We start from the raw sequence: 15,824 nt of genomic DNA on the forward strand, positions 1-15,824 counted from the left end.
GCGGGTTTTAGATTGTCGGATAAGCGTGATGGTGAACAACTTATATACTGCGGCAGGCACGGTAACAGATAAAAACGCGCTCTGGACGGAGTACGCGCCACTGGTACGCCACGAGGCGCTGCGCCTGCAGGTGCGCCTGCCCGCAAGCGTCGAACTGGATGACTTAATTCAGGCCGGCATGATCGGGCTGCTTAGCGCCATCGACGGTTACGATCCCCAGCAGGGAACCCAGCTACGCACCTGGGTCACTCAGCGGGTACGCTGGGCGATGATGGATGAACTGCGCGAACGCGACTGGGTTCCGCGCCGGGTACGTAGCAATGCCCGCGACGTTTCCGCCGCTATTCACCGGGTTGAACAACGGCTGGGCCGCACCGCTTCGGAGCCCGAAGTCGCCGAAGAGCTGGGGGTGGATCTTGAAACTTACCAGCAAATTCTGATGGATACCAATACCAGCCAGCTCTTCTCCCTGGACGAACTTCAGGAAGAACAAGGGGGCAGCGTGGAACTGCCCGGTGAACAGCACGCACGCCAGAATCCACTCCAGCAGCTTCTTTCCAGCAGCCTTCGCCAGAGGGTTATCGAAGAAATTCAAAGACTTCCTGAAAGAGAACAGCTTCTGCTCAATCTCTACTACCAGCAGGAGCTGAATATGAAAGAGATTGGCGCCGTGTTGGGGGTAGGCGAACCCCGGGTCAGTCAGCTTCACAGCCAGGTCATTAAGCGCCTGCGCGCCCGCCTGCAATCCGCCGAATAATCTTTCTATGTAAGAAAACGTCAGAGCCCTCTCAACATGACTGACGTTTCTTTACACTCTGCGATACTCAACGCCTGGTTAAATAACGCAAGGTTCCGCCAAATTTACCGATAACACTAGCGTCAGTCTCCACCAGGAAGAGAGAAATGAAAACCCTGAAGTTATCCACGTACCTGAAAGGTGCGCTGGTCATATTTTGCGTTATCACCTTTATTACCAACGCGATGGTGATTATTAACGCCAATAAAACCCGCGACTCTTTTGCCCTATTTAGCCTTGCCGACAGAAACTCCCGGGAAATATCCCGTCTGGTGGATGCGCTCTATAGCGTTCGCGGCGACCTGAACTACGTTCACAACGACCCCAATATGTCCCATGAAACCATCGACAGAAAACATCGTGAAATTCAGGAGTCCATTGCCCGGGCAAAAGAACACGCCCGTATTTTCCAGGGTCTGGAACGTTCCAGCGCAGAGACCCGCATGAGCGCTGAAGAGATCGTCAAAGCCTTTAACGCGCTCGTCGCCCGCTATGACGGAAATATCCAGCAGTTGGAAAACTACAACAATACCGGTTTCGACAACGGCGAATATGAACGCAAGCTCAGCACGGCCATCGATCGCTATATGCAACAAAACAAAGCCGTCAGCCTCCATGCCCAAACAGATGCCGCTGGAGATCGTACCAAAGCAATCTGGACCGCCATCGTCTTTATTATTGTCACCGTCTTCATCTCCGTCTTCGCCAGCTTCTGGCTGCGCAAGAACCTGTTCCAGCGCCTGAGCTTGACTGCAAATACGCTGGAATCTATCGGTCATGGCGAGCTGTATCACAACTTCGACCCCGGCCCGCGTAACGAGATTGGCGAAATGCTGCTGGCACTGAAAAATATGCAGACCTCACTGGTTGATATGGTCAGCAAGATTCAGGGGGGATCAGCAAACATTACCACCAGCGCCGGCCGAATCGAGGTGGGCAACAACGATCTCTCTTCCCGTACCGAACAACAGGCCGCAGCGCTACAGGAAACCGCAGCCAGCATGGAAGAGCTGCGTATTACCGTGAAGCAGAACGCCGACAACGCCCGTCACGCCAGCCAGCTTACCGTCCACGCCAGCGATGTGGCCCGTAAGGGCGGCGAAGTGATGACCAATGTCATCCAGACCATGGATCAGATTACCGAAAGCTCGCGTCGGATTGCCGACATCAACTCGGTCATCGACAGCATCGCCAACCAGACCAACATTCTGGCGCTTAACGCCGCCGTGGAAGCGGCCCGGGCAGGCGAACAGGGTCGCGGCTTTGCAGTGGTGGCCAGCGAAGTGCGTAACCTGGCGAAGCGCAGCTCCGACGCCGCCAAAGAGATCAGCGGCCTGATTTCTCACTCGGTAGAAAGCGTTAACGACGGCGCAAAGCTGGTTGAAAAAGCCGGTGAAACTATCCAGGGCATTGTGACTTCTGTTGCCCAGGTGAGCGACATCATGAATGAGATCACCTCAGCCACCGATGAACAGAGCACCGGTATCGATCAGATTGCCCAGGCGATTAATGAAATGGACCTGGTCACCCAGCAGAACGCCTCGCTGGTTGAAGAGGTGGCATCCGTCTCCACCACCATGTCTTCTCAGGCTAATGCCCTGAAAAGCAGCGTGTCGATTTTCCAGATCCGTGAGCACCAGGAGCCGGTACGCCATAAAATCGTGCGCCCTGAACCGAAAATCGCCCACGTCGAAACACCGGCGAAGCCTGCCCGTCAACCAGCCAAAGAGGAGAAGACGGAAGTGCATGACGAATGGGATACCTTCTAATCCCGTCTTAGCGTTCATCTTGATGTAGCAGACCAGGCGGGGTTCTCCTCGCCTGTTTGCTTCACGCTGTTTTTTTCAAATGACACCGGCAATACCTTTCCTGATTCATCTGGGTAGAAGATGAAAGACGGCAACACTCCCCGGCTCAAAAATGCCGACAGGATTCCGGCTCTCAGGGACGCCCCGCAGGGATGCGGGGCGAGGACGCGCCTTACAGGGACGTTACATCGTCCCCGGTCCCGTTAAGAGAGCCGGGAGCACGGAGGGGACCCGAAGGGCATTTTTTTCGCCGGGCGCCGGGGGTTGTCAGGGGGCCGGGCGTAAGGCCACCTGACCCGTTCACCGGCTCCGCTATTTGCATAAGCAAAATCACCTTAAGGTGAACGGAACCTTCCCCCTGCGCTGCATGTTTATCCAGAAAATGGACTAACCACGATAACTTCATTTTCACGCTAACCTGCGATGAACCAAAAAAAAGCCCCCGAAACCGGGGGCAAAGGGCGGTGTAAACCGATTACTGCGCCTGTAACAGCGTACGCAGCATTAAGCAGGCATCGGGGCTGACATCCTGCGGATGGCGATAGTTAATGTTCTCCGTCGCGCGGGTCCAGAGCGCTACCAGCCAGTCGTACACATAGTGCGTGGCGGCATGCACCGGGTTCGCCTCCAGCTTCGTCAGTCGCTCGCTGCTGCGTGGGCGCACGCCAAGCGAAAAGATAGGGTGACCCGGGTTCCAGCGGCTGGCCGGACGCACGGAAGCATCCAAACCGGCATAGCCAAGCCAGGAGATAAAATCACTCAGGGCAGACATCACCCGGGCGCTGTCCGCCAGCGCGCTACGCTCACAGCCCACCAGAACCCGGGTAAACAACCCCGGCAGATTCAGGCGATAGCTGGTGGTAATCAGAATTTCGCACAGGGTACGACGCTGCGGGGTCGACAGGTTCAGGCCGTCGCTCCCCTTCTCTGCCCACTGTCGCAGGTGGTTCACCCACAGCCTGTGTACCGCATGTTCGAAATCGGCGCGACTGGCTTCAGGGGCAGCCACATCACGACGATCGTCTGCAAACAGATCGAGAGAAAAATCAAACAGATCGGTACCGGACTCCAGCGACGGCGGATACTGCTGCCACACGCGCTGTAGCGCGCTTCGGGCAGGCAGTAAGGCATTCAACAACGCGCCATGGCCCGCCGCCTGCTGCTGTAGCACCCTGACCAGCTCTTCCAGTTCAAGATTACTGGCCGGCCCCAGAGTGGCGGGATCCACTAACCAGCGCCGGAACAGTTCGCTGACCTCCGTTTCCAGTTCGCGCTGACGACGCTGGATCTGTGCAGTCCGTCTGTCATCCCCCAGGTTATCACCCAGCCAGCGCACCAGACGCCGGGCGTCGTTGTCCGTGATGACCTGGCAGACTCCCCAGGGATAGCGGGCGCTATCCAGCAGGCTCTGCACTGCGCTGTCTATGGATTCTGCGCCGGGAACAGCGTCGAAACGGGTATCAAAGGGCGTAATGGCCCAGGCCAGTCGCGGCGTGTCGGCAGTCGCAGGCAGCCAGTCAATCAGCAGGGAAGCCACCTCGCGGTTATCCTTGCGCTCCTGCACCGACTGACACACCAGCAGCAGATCGGGTTCGCCGTTCTGGCGATAAAATTCGCTCAGGAAATTACGCTTACTCAGGCCCAGGTTACGCCCGGTATCACGCTGAAAACCGGGGATATCCAGTACGTTAAGCGCTGGCAGATCTTCGACAGACCCGGCGCCAGAGGCCAGTTCGGCGCACAGCAGGGAAAGCTGGCTACAGGGTACGGCGATCGGCTCTGCAAGCTCGCCCCCCACCAGCGGGCGAACGCCGATCGACGCCGCTTCGCCTGTGGACTCCTCAGGAGCCAGGAACTCCATGACCGGCTGGCGATATCTGTCCAGCAGCAGTTGCTCCGGCGCCAGAACGTGACGCGCATTGCCCAACTGTTGCAGGGCAGAGGTCACATCCTGCCAACGCCGGGTCAGCGCGTGGTTGTCACCCCACAGCAGCGCCAGGCAGCGCGTGCGCTGCGCCAGACTCATCAGCGGCAGCGCTTCCGCCATTTGGCTCCAGATCCCCGGCTCGGCAATGCCCGTTAACTGGCGATAAGCCGCGGCCAGTCCGACAATCTGTTCCGCATCGATGCCGGTGGCTTCGCCGCTGTCGTAGCTGCGGCGAGCCTCGTCCAGACGCTCGCGCATCTGCGCAGGCTCAAAGGGGCGGCCATCGCCGCTGGCCATATGGTGACGCAGGAAAATCTGCGCCAGTTCCCCTTCGTTGAACAGCGTCAGGTACAACGGAAATCCCGGGTGCTCCGGCCAGTGGGCAGGACCAAAACGCACGGCCATCTGCGGCTGTTTGTCAGCCCCTGCCAGCGCGCTTAAAAACGCCGCGTGTTCCGGCTCCGTGACCATCAACTGTCTGAGATGGGCCTTACCCCGGGCCGAATGACCATACAGTCCCACGGTGGGCAGCGCGGCCGTCGCGCACTCGGCCTGTAAATACTGCTGACGTACCTGACGCAGGCGCAACAGAATACCGTCAGCGACATCGTCCAGCAGCGGCGATTGCTGGCGATTCACCGTCACCCAGTGGAACAGCGCGCTAAAGACGGCGGTGTTTAATGAAATAGAGGCGCTCATTTGTTGTACAGGTTCCCGCTGTCAATCCAGTATTCAGACACGCTGCCGCGTGAGTCGGTCAGGGTATTTAAGGTCAGGCTCAGCCGCTGCGGCGACACCTTCTCGCCGCTGGCGAGCCGGGCTTCAGCCAGTACGAATGCCTCTCCCTGTCCGGCTTCCTTGCTTAGCGCCAGGCGCACGTAAAGCGGCCCCTGGCTGGCAATGGCCACCGTCAGCTGCGGATCCACGATATTCAGGGTGTAGAGCGGCGTGGCGGGCCAGCGGGCATTATCCAGTTGGCGGAAACCCAGCCGAACGTTGCCGCGAATCGCAAAGGCGTTATCGCTCTCCAGACAGCCCCGTGGGTCATCCAGATCGATATCGCGATACCAGATATCTTCATCCGCCAGGCGGTTCTGTTCGTCCAGGACGCCCAGGTAACGAATGGTCGACCAGGCCTGAATCCCCGCGGTCTGGAACAGGAAACCCGGCAACCGCAGGGACTGTGACAGACTGAACAGCATGGCGCCCACCGCCGCGGTGGACTTCGGGTGGCCGTTAAAGGGGTACCACTCATGCACCGGGTAGTCGTTCATCATCACCATACGGTTGACCGGTACCGGTTGCAGATAACGCAGCAGCGCCTGAATACCCGGCAGTCCCACGGGGCGGCCGGTCATCAGTACCAGGTCGCAGTCGTACCAGGTGACGGCCTCGCACAGCGCATGCAGCGGCGACGAGATGGCAAAGCGCCGTTCCAACACCGCCTGCTGCAGCTCGGTAAAGTTGGTCCGCAGCGGCATGGCCGCTAAATCGAAAGGCGTCGCGTCATCCGCCAGCGCAGGCTGCACCAGTCGGGCGACTTCCGTGATCAGCTCATCGGAAAGCGGGTCCGTCAGCATATCGCCCGCCAGCATGTCGAGCCCGGGCAACCGATCGTCCGGACGGCTCCGTTCCCAGGCGGCCAGAATGGCGTTACCAAGCGGAATAAAGAATTGCAGCGTCATCTGCTGGCGCAGCATATCTCCGGATTCGGGGTACTCAGCTTCACCGACCAGCCGCTGCATCAGGATATCGATATCGCGCGCGCCGCACTGGCGTAGCCAGTTTGCCAGCGCCGGCAGCAGACACTGGCCAATCACGTCCAGCAGAATGTCGTCGCCCGCCACCCGGAAGCCTTCCCGGAACAGCAGGCGCGGCGTTATCCGCACGCTGCGGCTGTCATCTTCCTGCAACGAATACTCTGTAACGGCCATATCGGTGGTCCCGCCACCAATATCGATAGAGGCCACCCGCAGCGGATAGCGCTGTTCCGGGTCAACTCCCGGCCGGGCCAGCGCACTGAACAACGCCCCGGCGCTTCCGGCATAATTTTGATGAATCTCGTTATACAGCCAGAACATCTGGCCGCAGCTTGCCTCGTCCCATTCGGCCTGTACCACAGGCAGCGGTACGCTACGTCCCTGGTCCGCTTCCTGCGGATGCCAGCCCATAGCGCGCCAGACCAGGTTAATCGCCTGCTCCATCCGCTGGCGGAAAATATCACGCTCCCTGGCCGGCATACCGGTCGGCAGGGTTAAAATTAAGGTCCGCAGCTGGCGCGGCGCATCGGGGCGCCCCATGCGCAGGCGGTTATCCACGCTGTTAATCTGACTCAATGCCTGGGCCAGCAGCTCGCAGAGTAACTGGGTCATCAGCGCGCTGCGGCTGTAGTTTGCGGAAAATACCGGCAGACGCTCATCAGCGGGGAGCTCCGCCAGCGGCACGCCTTCGTCGTTCATCAGCATCATCAATGGCCGGACGATGGCTTCCGCTTCTGCGCCGTTAGCGCTGCGGCTAAAGCGCCACGCATTATCCACCGGCGAACAGTCCCACAGGTAGCGACGCGGGCTGGAAAGGCTGCATGCGCCGGAAATGGCCGGACGTCGGGCCGCGAGCTGGCAAGCGTCATGGCCCACCCGCACCTGTGAAGGCCAGATGAAGGCGTCGTCGCGCCCGCTTTCCACGGAATAAAAACGCTTGCCGAAATCGGCACGGGCAAAAGTCAGGCGACTAGGGAAAAACGACGCGCTGGCGAACTGCGGCGCCTCTGGCGAACGTAGCTGAAGCTGTGCGGTATGGCGCAGGCCGTTATCGCCAATGCCGTGATCTTCGATCAGGATCCCGCAGGTGTGGGTATTCCCCACATCCAGCACCAGATCCGCCGGGATCGTCTCCGTAGGCGATCCCGCCGCGACGATCTTAAGCTCGGGGATCGCCAGATGCTGCCCCATCAGTTCCAGCAGATTCAGCCAGTGCGCCTGATATTCGAATTTTTTCAGCGCCAGTTGAATATCGCCCTGGGTTCGGTCTTCCAGCTCCGCGGCGGTCATAAAGCTTTCCCGCAGCCAGCCGTCTACCCACGTCTGATCGATAAAGTCATCCAGCTCGCTATCGTGCCAGGCCAGCGCAAAGCGCGTACCGGAGGTAATATCGCTCTCGACCGGCGCCAGCAGCTCTTCCCCTTCGACATCGCGGGCGATACGGGTATCCAGCGCCAGCGTCAGGCGGTGGGTATGGCCTGCGTCATCCGGCTGCGCCAGGCGGCGAACCTGGAAGCGCGCCCAGTTGCAGGGGCCCTGGGCAAAGCGACGCATGGCGCTCACCCGCAGCACCGGCAGAGGCAACCATTCGCCATCCAGCAGATTTAAAGAGTGGCTGATGGAAATCCGGCTTTCCGGTTCAACCACCTCTGGCGTGCCGCCATCGTGGGCAGGCAGGGTAAACTTTTGCCGGTCCTGGTCCCACGACAGACGCAACAGCGGACCATTAGCCGTTTTACGCACAAAACAGCCGGATGCTCCCGGTTCGGCCAGCGTGATGCCAAAGTCCAGGAACTGAATGCCGCTATCCCGAATCAGGGAGACATCATGACGGTACGGATACAGGTTAACCAGCATGGCTTACTTACTCACTTTCTTAAACGTTAGCGGCAGGGATTGATCCTGATCGTTATAGCGCGCCTCGCAGCGAGCCGCGCCGGTCTCTCCCTGACGGCAGGCGATCTCCGGCATCGGATAGCGCGAGCCATCGCTACAGCGCGCCCGGGCGCGACTTTTCACCATCAGGGTGCCGGAAGGCATCAGTCCGGAATAAATATCCGTCTTACAGCTGAGCTTGCCGTCGAGCGCCAGAGTCGCACTCCCTTCGTTATCTTTGATTTGCAGCGTGATGGCGTGCAGCACCGGCAGTTTATCCGGTCGGACAACCGGCCCACGGTTCTCGCCGCTGATTCGCCAGCGGCCATTCAGAAAGCGGGTAGAGCCCGCCTTGACCGCATCGACGGGCATCACCAGCGCGCCCGGTGTTAGCGGCGGAGGCGGAGGCGGTGGCGCTTCCAGTACCGTGGCGAGCTGAAGCGGCAGCGTTGACGGAGCTGGCGGCTCAGGCGCCTTAACCGGCTCAGGCTCCGCTTCTTCGCTTATCTGCGGTACCGCCGTCTCCGCTTCCGGTGTGCCGGACAGCGTGAACCAGGCCGCCGCAGAAGCGATACACAGCATCAGCACCATGCCGCCTACCAGCGGTAAACTGCGCGAGCGCTTCTTCGGCGCAGGGGTTTCCACCTCTTCCGGCTCGACAGGCACGGCAGAGGTGGTTTCATAAAGGCGGGTACCCAGCGCGGCCTGGGTGTTAACCGCCTCAGGCTCCGGTACGGGCGGAGTGGGATCTGCCGCGGCGACAGGTTCAGGTTCGGGCACCGGTTCCGGTTCGGGAAACGGCTCCGGCGCCACGACGCTGCGCAGTACGATCAGCGCATCCTCCGGTACCTTCTGATGATGCGCAATAAAGCCCCAGAAGGTAATTACCGGACGATCGTCCACCAGAAAGACGTGATTGGCGCCGGGAAACATAAAGGCGCGCGCCAGCAGCAGACCAAAACGGCGCATCGACGGTCTGGAAGCCCGCTGGCTGCGTTCACTTAATGTCGTGACCTCCTCCAGGCAGCGCTCCAGCTGTTTGAGCGCCTTACGGCGTGTTTCGCCGTCAGCGCCAATCCAGGAAACCACCCGCTTTCCGGCGGGGGCATACCAGTCTACGCACTGACCTGCGTCATCGACCTGAGGAATCGCCAGAATACTGGCCGCCTGTTCCAGCCCGCGTAATCGCAGCGCCTCGCGGATCTGCACCGCAGACTCAAACACCGCCTGCCCGTTATTGCCTACGGCCTGAAAGTCATTCAGGGAACCGCTGCGAAGTAAGACGTGAGCCACGTTAACACGCTCCTGAGAGCCCGGGGGCTCCCGGCACCAGGTAGGTCACAGGACATCTCGTATTCATAGGCAGGTCGCTTTCACTCAGGAAGTGGGATCAGGGAATTACGGCCTATTCTATGGGATGCCAGCGCAGATCTTTTGCGCTAAAAACGGCCGTTTTTGCTGCTTAATTTGTTTTGACTTCCGCTTTATTTTATGAATGTGCCTGCCACTGGCCTGTTTTACCGCCCCCCTGATAAACAGCTTCAGAAAATAACAATAATGCCACCTACCGCGAACATTTAATCCACATTTAAAAGAATTATCCTGGCTATCATTTTTTCCCCATTACAATATTTTGACGAAAGTCAGAATAATAATTTCATTTAACCGTCATTTAATTTCTCATCCGTATATATCTATTGGCACCCATCCGCCCTGACCAGAGAAATGCATTCCATCATGATTCGTAATGACCAGGAAAATCACGGCGTAGAGAAAAAACCGAATCAGAATTTTATTATTATACTGATCTTTAACATTATTGTGTTCCCTGGCTATATTCTTTTTGAAAAACACGCCGAAATATACAATTGCGCCAGCGATTATGTTCATAATGAAAAATAAAAAAGTACCCGTCAGAAACATGCTACTGGCTATCAGCACCACGCTGGCTATCTGGCTGGTCGGGGCGCTACTGATCCACCAGCAGACCCTCAGCACTTACCAGGCCGAGGATAAAATTAGCATGGCCAACGCCATCAGCCGCATCGATATGATTTTTGAGACGGTCAGCCAGTCGCTGGGTAAGGCGTCCGACCTTTACAGCGACCGCTGCTCCAAAATGGCCCATTCGCTACGTCAGCTAACCGCGCTTTCCCCTTACTCACGCTCCTTTAGCATGGCGAAACAGGGCACCATTTATTGTTCGTCACTGGCGGGAGAGGTGGCCATTCCGGTTAGCAATTACTTTAAAAATGACAGGAAACTCTCTTTCAGCTATGGTCCTGTTCCTGCCCAAAAAACCCAGGTCATTAACCTGAAGCGCCAGTTTCAGAACGTCGAGATCATCGCCAGTATTCCCGGCTTCTATTTCTACAATGATCTGACCGGGCAGAACGACAAAGAGCAGCACTATCTGAGCATTGACGGCCACTATCTGGACAGCTCAGGGCGACTGCATACGGCACCGCTGGCGCGAGACAAAACGCGCACGCGAGTTCAGTCATCAACAAACTATGACTACAGCCTGGTCTATGTGCTGCCGGACAGCTACACCTGGCGACAGTACTACCATGCCTCTGCCGCGCTGTTTTTCGTTTTGCTGGCCATTGGTCCGCTGGCGGGCGTGTGGGTTTACAGCACGTTAATCAAGCCGAAATCCCTGCGTAAAAAGCTGGAGGTCGCTATCGACCGGGGTGAAATACAGCCGTGGTTCCAGCCCCAGGTCGATACCCTGACCGGCGAACTAACTGGCTGCGAGGTGCTGGCACGCTGGATCTCTACCAGTGATGGCATTATCCCGCCCAACCAGTTCATTCCCCTGGCCGAAGAGTCCGGGCTGATCATCCCGATGACCCGGAACCTTATGCGTCAGGTCAGAAGCTGGTTGCTGACGGAAAAACGCCGTATTACGCCGGGCTTCCACGTCAGTATTAACTTCAGTTCGCGCCATATTTTGTCCGGTCAGGTCATCGAAGACTGCCGCCACTTTCTGAACGGCCTTCCTGACGGGCTGATCCACCTGGTGGTCGAAATTACCGAAAGCGAAATTCTTAATGATAACCGCCAGATCAACGATGTTCTCACCCAACTGCACCAGCTTGGCGTGATTATCGCTATTGATGATTTTGGCACCGGGTATTCCAACCTCAGCTACTTACAGGACTATCCGCTGGATATTCTGAAGGTGGATCGCAAGTTTATTACTCATCTTGAACCCGAAGTCGCCCATCGTCATCTGATTGCCGGTATCATCGATATTTCGAAAAAGCTGGATCTGCGTACCGTGGTGGAAGGGGTGGAAACCGAAAAGCACGTAGAAAGCCTGAAACAGCTGGGAGCCACCTGGCTTCAGGGCTTCTATTACGGAAAGCCGGTTCCGGCCAGCGAATTTTCCCGGATCTGTCTCAGAAATACGGGCGCCTGACCGCGCTCCGCCGTGATACAGACCGTTTAAGCTATCTGGATAACCCAAGCGAACAGTCATCATCCGTGGCGCCCGTTTCCCTACGGGCGTTGCCTCCCTTCCCTTCATTATTCCGGGCAGAAAAGGCTCGAATGCTTCCGTTCACTATCCATTTTTTAAATTAAAAACAAATAGTTAACACATTCTGCACTTTTACAAAAGAAATCCACATTTTTGGGAAAGTTCTCATCTCTCTGACCGATAACTACTCCGTGCATTTGTTACCCACCGGCCCGAAGGTAGAGAGCTTTATGTTAAAAACAATACGAGCCCGCATCACTGCTGCGGGCATCGCTATCGTCGTCAGTGTTCTGATGTTGAACACTTTCCTTAACTACAGCGTTGCTCACAAAAACAACGATCAACTCATCAATGCCAGCCTGTCGTCCATCAGCAATAGTCATGCTACGGCGCTGGCCGACTGGATAATGATCAAGAAGCGCAATATTGAGTCATTAACCGATGAAGCGCTGATGGAAAATCCACGGCCTTACTTCCGTTCGATCATCGACGCTTCCGGTTTCACCAATATTTATGTGAGCTTTACCAATAAAACCACGCAGTTCGAAGGTATTACCGATGTGCCGCTGGATTATGATGCCACCTCCCGCCCCTGGTTTACCCAGGCCGTCAATGCGGGCCATACCATCGTGACCGAGCCCTATATGGATGATGCCAGCGGTATCCTGGTAGTGACCGTCGCGACGCCGATTACCAAAGAGGGCGTGCTATTGGGTGTGGTCGCAGGCGATATGGCGATGGACACGGTGATTAACAACGTGCTCAGCATCCATCCTGCGGAAAAGAGCTTTGGCATGCTGATTAACCGCAGCGGCACCATTATCGCTAACGCCGATCCCAGTCTGACGCTCAAGCCCATTACCGAGCTGTCGCCCAACTTCGACATGACCAAATTGTTGATGACCACAACGCGTAAAGAGGTGGAAATCGATAACGAAATGACGCTGGTTCGGGCTAAAGAGGTTGCAGGAACCGACTGGCTGGTCATGGTCGTGCTCAATAAAGCGGTAATGAACGAAGGCAGCGCCTGGATGTTAACGCTGTCGCTGATATCGCTGGTGGTACTGGCAGCGGGCGCTGCACTGATTATCAGCCTGATTATGGCCAAAGTGCTTAAGCGTCTGGCGCTGGTGCGCGACTCTATGCTGGCCATCAGCAGCGGCGATGCCGATCTGACCCAGCGTCTGCCGGATCAGGGGGGCGACGAGGTGTCGCAAATCGCCAGCGCCTTTAACCAGTTTGTCGGTAATCTGGGCGGAATCATGAGCCAGATCCGCGACACCAGCCATTCGGTACACACCGCGTCGGATGAGATAGCTGCTGGCAACCGCGAACTCTCCGGCCGTACCGAATCCGCCGCGGCCAGCCTGCAACAGACCGCTTCGTCGCTGGAACAGATTACGGCAACCGTCGCCCAGTCGGCAGACTCCGCGCGTCAGGCGGGAAGCATTACCGAATCCGCCACCAGTGCCGCCCAGCATGGCGGCGAGGTGGTTAATACTGTGCTCAGCACCATGGGCGATATTGAAAACGCCTCCGACAAAATTCGCGACATTATTAGCGTTATCGACGGCATTGCCTTCCAGACCAATATCCTGGCGCTCAATGCCGCGGTAGAAGCGGCGCGGGCCGGAGAACAGGGTCGGGGCTTCTCGGTGGTCGCCAGCGAAGTCCGCAGCCTGGCGCAGCGCTGCTCCCATGCCGCCAGGGAAATTAAAGATCTGATCGAAGCCACGGTTGAAAGCGTCATGTCTGGCGCCTGCCAGGTGCGGGAGGCTAATGATGCGATGGACAACATCATCATCAACGTTGAGAACGTCACGCAGATCATGAAGGAGATTCAGGACGCCACTGCCGTGCAGATGGTGGGAATTAACGAAATCAATCAGGCGGTGCATCAGCTCGACGGCATCGTTCAACAGAATGCCGCCATGGTGGAAGAATCCACTACGGCCGCCGCAGCGCTCCAGGATCAGGCCGCCAGCATGACCCGCGTCATTGGCCGGTTTCGGATCGAATAATTAACAATAACAGAGAGATAGCTCTCACCTTTTTTTCTGTCGCTTTCCGCCAGCTTCGCTGGCGGCTTTTTTCTGGTCATACCGCAATTAAAGAATTTTCACAATTAACCGATAGCACTACATAAGACTCCCCACTCCACTGATCTGAAGGGAATCAATCAGACATGTAGTGAGCAACGATTAAAGGGACTAAAGACCGTCATGCAACGAGAAGTAGACATACATAATCCAGCTACCGGCTCACAGCTCTGTGACAACATCAATAAGTTTATGGTCCGTGTGCCACTGACGGAACCGGAATTTAAAAAGCTCAGCCAGCTGATTTATCAACGTGCCGGTATCGTTCTGGCTGATAACAAGCGGGATATGGTTTACAACCGACTGTCCCGCCGTCTGCGGGCGCTAAATCTGGACAATTTTTCACAGTATATTGGCCTGCTGGAAAGCCATACGCTACACGCAGAGTGGCAACCCTTTATCAACGCGCTTACCACCAATCTGACCGCGTTTTACCGCGAATCGTATCACTTCCCTATTCTGGCCGAACACGCCCGTTCGCGCCCAGGCGGCTACAGCGTCTGGAGTACTGCGGCCTCTACCGGTGAGGAGCCCTGCTCCATCGCCATTACGCTGGATGAGACCCTGGGGCGCAGTACCGGCACCCGAATCTGGGCAACGGATATCGACACCGAGGTTCTGGACACCGCCACCCGCGGTATCTATCGCGAACTGGACATCGCCAAGCTGACGGAAGCGCAGAAAAAACGCTACTTCCTGCGCGGTACCGGCAGCCAGGAAGGCAAGGTGCGGGTGCGCCCCGAACTGCTCTCAGGCATCCAGTATCAGCCGCTGAATTTGTTGGATAACGACTGGGCCGTTCCCGGCCCTTTCGATGCCATCTTCTGTCGTAACGTAATGATTTATTTTGATAAGGATACGCAACGGAAAATTCTGCGCCGATTCGCTGGCATGCTGAAAGAAGGTGGAATTCTGTTTGCCGGACATTCCGAACACGTCAGCCAGCTTAGTGATGATTTCTATCTGAAGGGGCTGTCCGTCTATGGACTGACTAAGGATAAGCGATGAAAAAGATACAGGTACTGTGCGTTGATGACTCGGCATTAATTCGTCAGTTAATGACCGAGATCGTTAACAGCCATTCGGATATGGAAATGGTGGCGACGGCACCGGATCCGCTTATCGCCCGTGACTTAATTAAGCGCCATAACCCGGACGTGCTAACGCTGGATGTGGAGATGCCGCGCATGGATGGCCTCGATTTCCTGGAGCGCCTGATGCGGCTGCGCCCGATGCCGGTCCTTATGGTTTCTTCGCTGACCAGCAGGGGGTCGGAAATCACCCTGAACGCGCTGGAACTGGGGGCCGTGGATTTCGTGACCAAGCCGCAGATCGGCCTGCGAGAAGGGATGATGCACTATAGCGACGCCATCGCCGATAAGATCCGAGCCGCCTCGCGGGCGCAGATCGCACGCCATACACCCGCGGCGCCCCCCAGGCGCCTGGTTTCTCCTCCCATGGTGGGCAGTGAAAAAATTATCGCTATCGGCGCCTCCACTGGCGGTACCGAAGCCATTCGTCAAACCCTGGTGCCGCTGCCCCCCACCTGCCCGGGACTGCTGATTACCCAACATATGCCGCCAGGCTTTACCCGCTCCTTTGCCGATCGCCTGAACAAACTGTGCCAGATCTCGGTAAAAGAAGCCGAAGACGGCGAGCGTGTTATGCCAGGCCATGCCTATATCGCCCCTGGCGATAATCATATGGAGCTGGTGCGCAGCGGGGCGAACTACCACATCAAGCTGCATGACGCACCGCCAGTGAATCGCCACCGCCCGTCGGTAGACGTGCTGTTCCATTCGGTGGCGCGCACCGCAGGCAAGAACGCCGTGGGCGTTATTCTGACTGGTATGGGCAACGACGGCGCCGCCGGACTGCTGGCCATGCGTAATGCAGGGGCCTGGACTCTGGCACAGAGTGAAAAAAGCTGTGTGGTTTTCGGCATGCCCCGTGAGGCCATCGCCGCAGGCGCCGCCTGCGAGGTTGTCTGTCTGGAACATGTCAGCCAGAAAATGCTTAACGCCGTCGTGGGCCAGGCCCAGCGCATCTGATTAACCACGTTCCGGCCGCGCCGG

The 15,824-nt window shown here is 57.3% G+C and carries 9 protein-coding genes; 6 read left to right on the forward strand and 3 right to left on the reverse strand.

Annotated elements, in window-relative coordinates; genetic code table 11:
- Positions 1 to 31: 31 nt before the first annotated feature.
- A complete protein-coding gene (locus tag SCU88_RS24255) occupies positions 32 to 757 on the forward strand; it encodes an RNA polymerase sigma factor FliA (RefSeq protein WP_175340226.1) in 726 nt (241 codons plus the stop codon).
- Between the two features lie 146 nt (positions 758 to 903).
- A complete protein-coding gene (locus SCU88_RS24260) occupies positions 904 to 2,565 on the forward strand; it encodes a methyl-accepting chemotaxis protein (RefSeq protein ID WP_138094897.1) in 1,662 nt (553 codons plus the stop codon).
- A 514-nt stretch (positions 2,566 to 3,079) separates the two neighbouring features.
- Here SCU88_RS24260 and SCU88_RS24265 read toward each other — a convergent pair.
- From SCU88_RS24265 to SCU88_RS24275, 3 genes are read right to left on the reverse strand one after another with little or no spacing between them, the layout of a single operon-like run.
- Positions 3,080 to 5,230, reverse strand: coding sequence for a virulence factor SrfC family protein (locus SCU88_RS24265; RefSeq protein ID WP_175340139.1), 2,151 nt, complete (start codon positions 5,228 to 5,230; stop codon positions 3,080 to 3,082).
- Positions 5,227 to 8,148, reverse strand: coding sequence for a virulence factor SrfB (locus SCU88_RS24270; protein ID WP_175340140.1), 2,922 nt, complete (start codon positions 8,146 to 8,148; stop codon positions 5,227 to 5,229). The genes SCU88_RS24265 and SCU88_RS24270 overlap by 4 nt, the downstream gene beginning before the upstream one ends.
- A 3-nt stretch (positions 8,149 to 8,151) precedes the next feature.
- Positions 8,152 to 9,459: an SrfA family protein gene (locus SCU88_RS24275; protein ID WP_175340141.1), complete on the reverse strand. Its 1,308-nt coding sequence runs from the start codon at positions 9,457 to 9,459 to the stop codon at positions 8,152 to 8,154.
- 598 nt (positions 9,460 to 10,057) lie between these two features.
- On the opposite strand from SCU88_RS24275, the gene SCU88_RS24280 reads away from it, so the two are divergent.
- From SCU88_RS24280 to SCU88_RS24295, 4 genes are all read left to right on the forward strand, one after another.
- Positions 10,058 to 11,590 carry an EAL domain-containing protein gene (locus SCU88_RS24280; protein ID WP_175340142.1) on the forward strand — a complete coding sequence of 511 codons (1,533 nt, stop codon included), beginning with the start codon at positions 10,058 to 10,060 and terminating at the stop codon, positions 11,588 to 11,590.
- A gap of 290 nt (positions 11,591 to 11,880) precedes the next feature.
- The gene (locus SCU88_RS24285; RefSeq protein ID WP_175340143.1) at positions 11,881 to 13,671 is read left to right on the forward strand and encodes a methyl-accepting chemotaxis protein; all 1,791 of its coding nucleotides are present in this window, start codon (positions 11,881 to 11,883) and stop codon (positions 13,669 to 13,671) included.
- Between the two features lie 270 nt (positions 13,672 to 13,941).
- A complete protein-coding gene (gene cheR, locus SCU88_RS24290; RefSeq protein ID WP_241666612.1) occupies positions 13,942 to 14,757 on the forward strand; it encodes a protein-glutamate O-methyltransferase CheR in 816 nt (271 codons plus the stop codon).
- Positions 14,754 to 15,800 carry a protein-glutamate methylesterase/protein-glutamine glutaminase gene (locus tag SCU88_RS24295; protein ID WP_138094905.1) on the forward strand — a complete coding sequence of 349 codons (1,047 nt, stop codon included), beginning with the start codon at positions 14,754 to 14,756 and terminating at the stop codon, positions 15,798 to 15,800. The genes cheR and SCU88_RS24295 overlap by 4 nt, the downstream gene beginning before the upstream one ends.
- Positions 15,801 to 15,824 lie beyond the last annotated feature (24 nt).

Source organism: Jejuibacter sp. L23 (assembly GCF_050815825.1).
Taxonomy (GTDB): domain Bacteria; phylum Pseudomonadota; class Gammaproteobacteria; order Enterobacterales; family Enterobacteriaceae; genus Jejubacter; species Jejubacter calystegiae.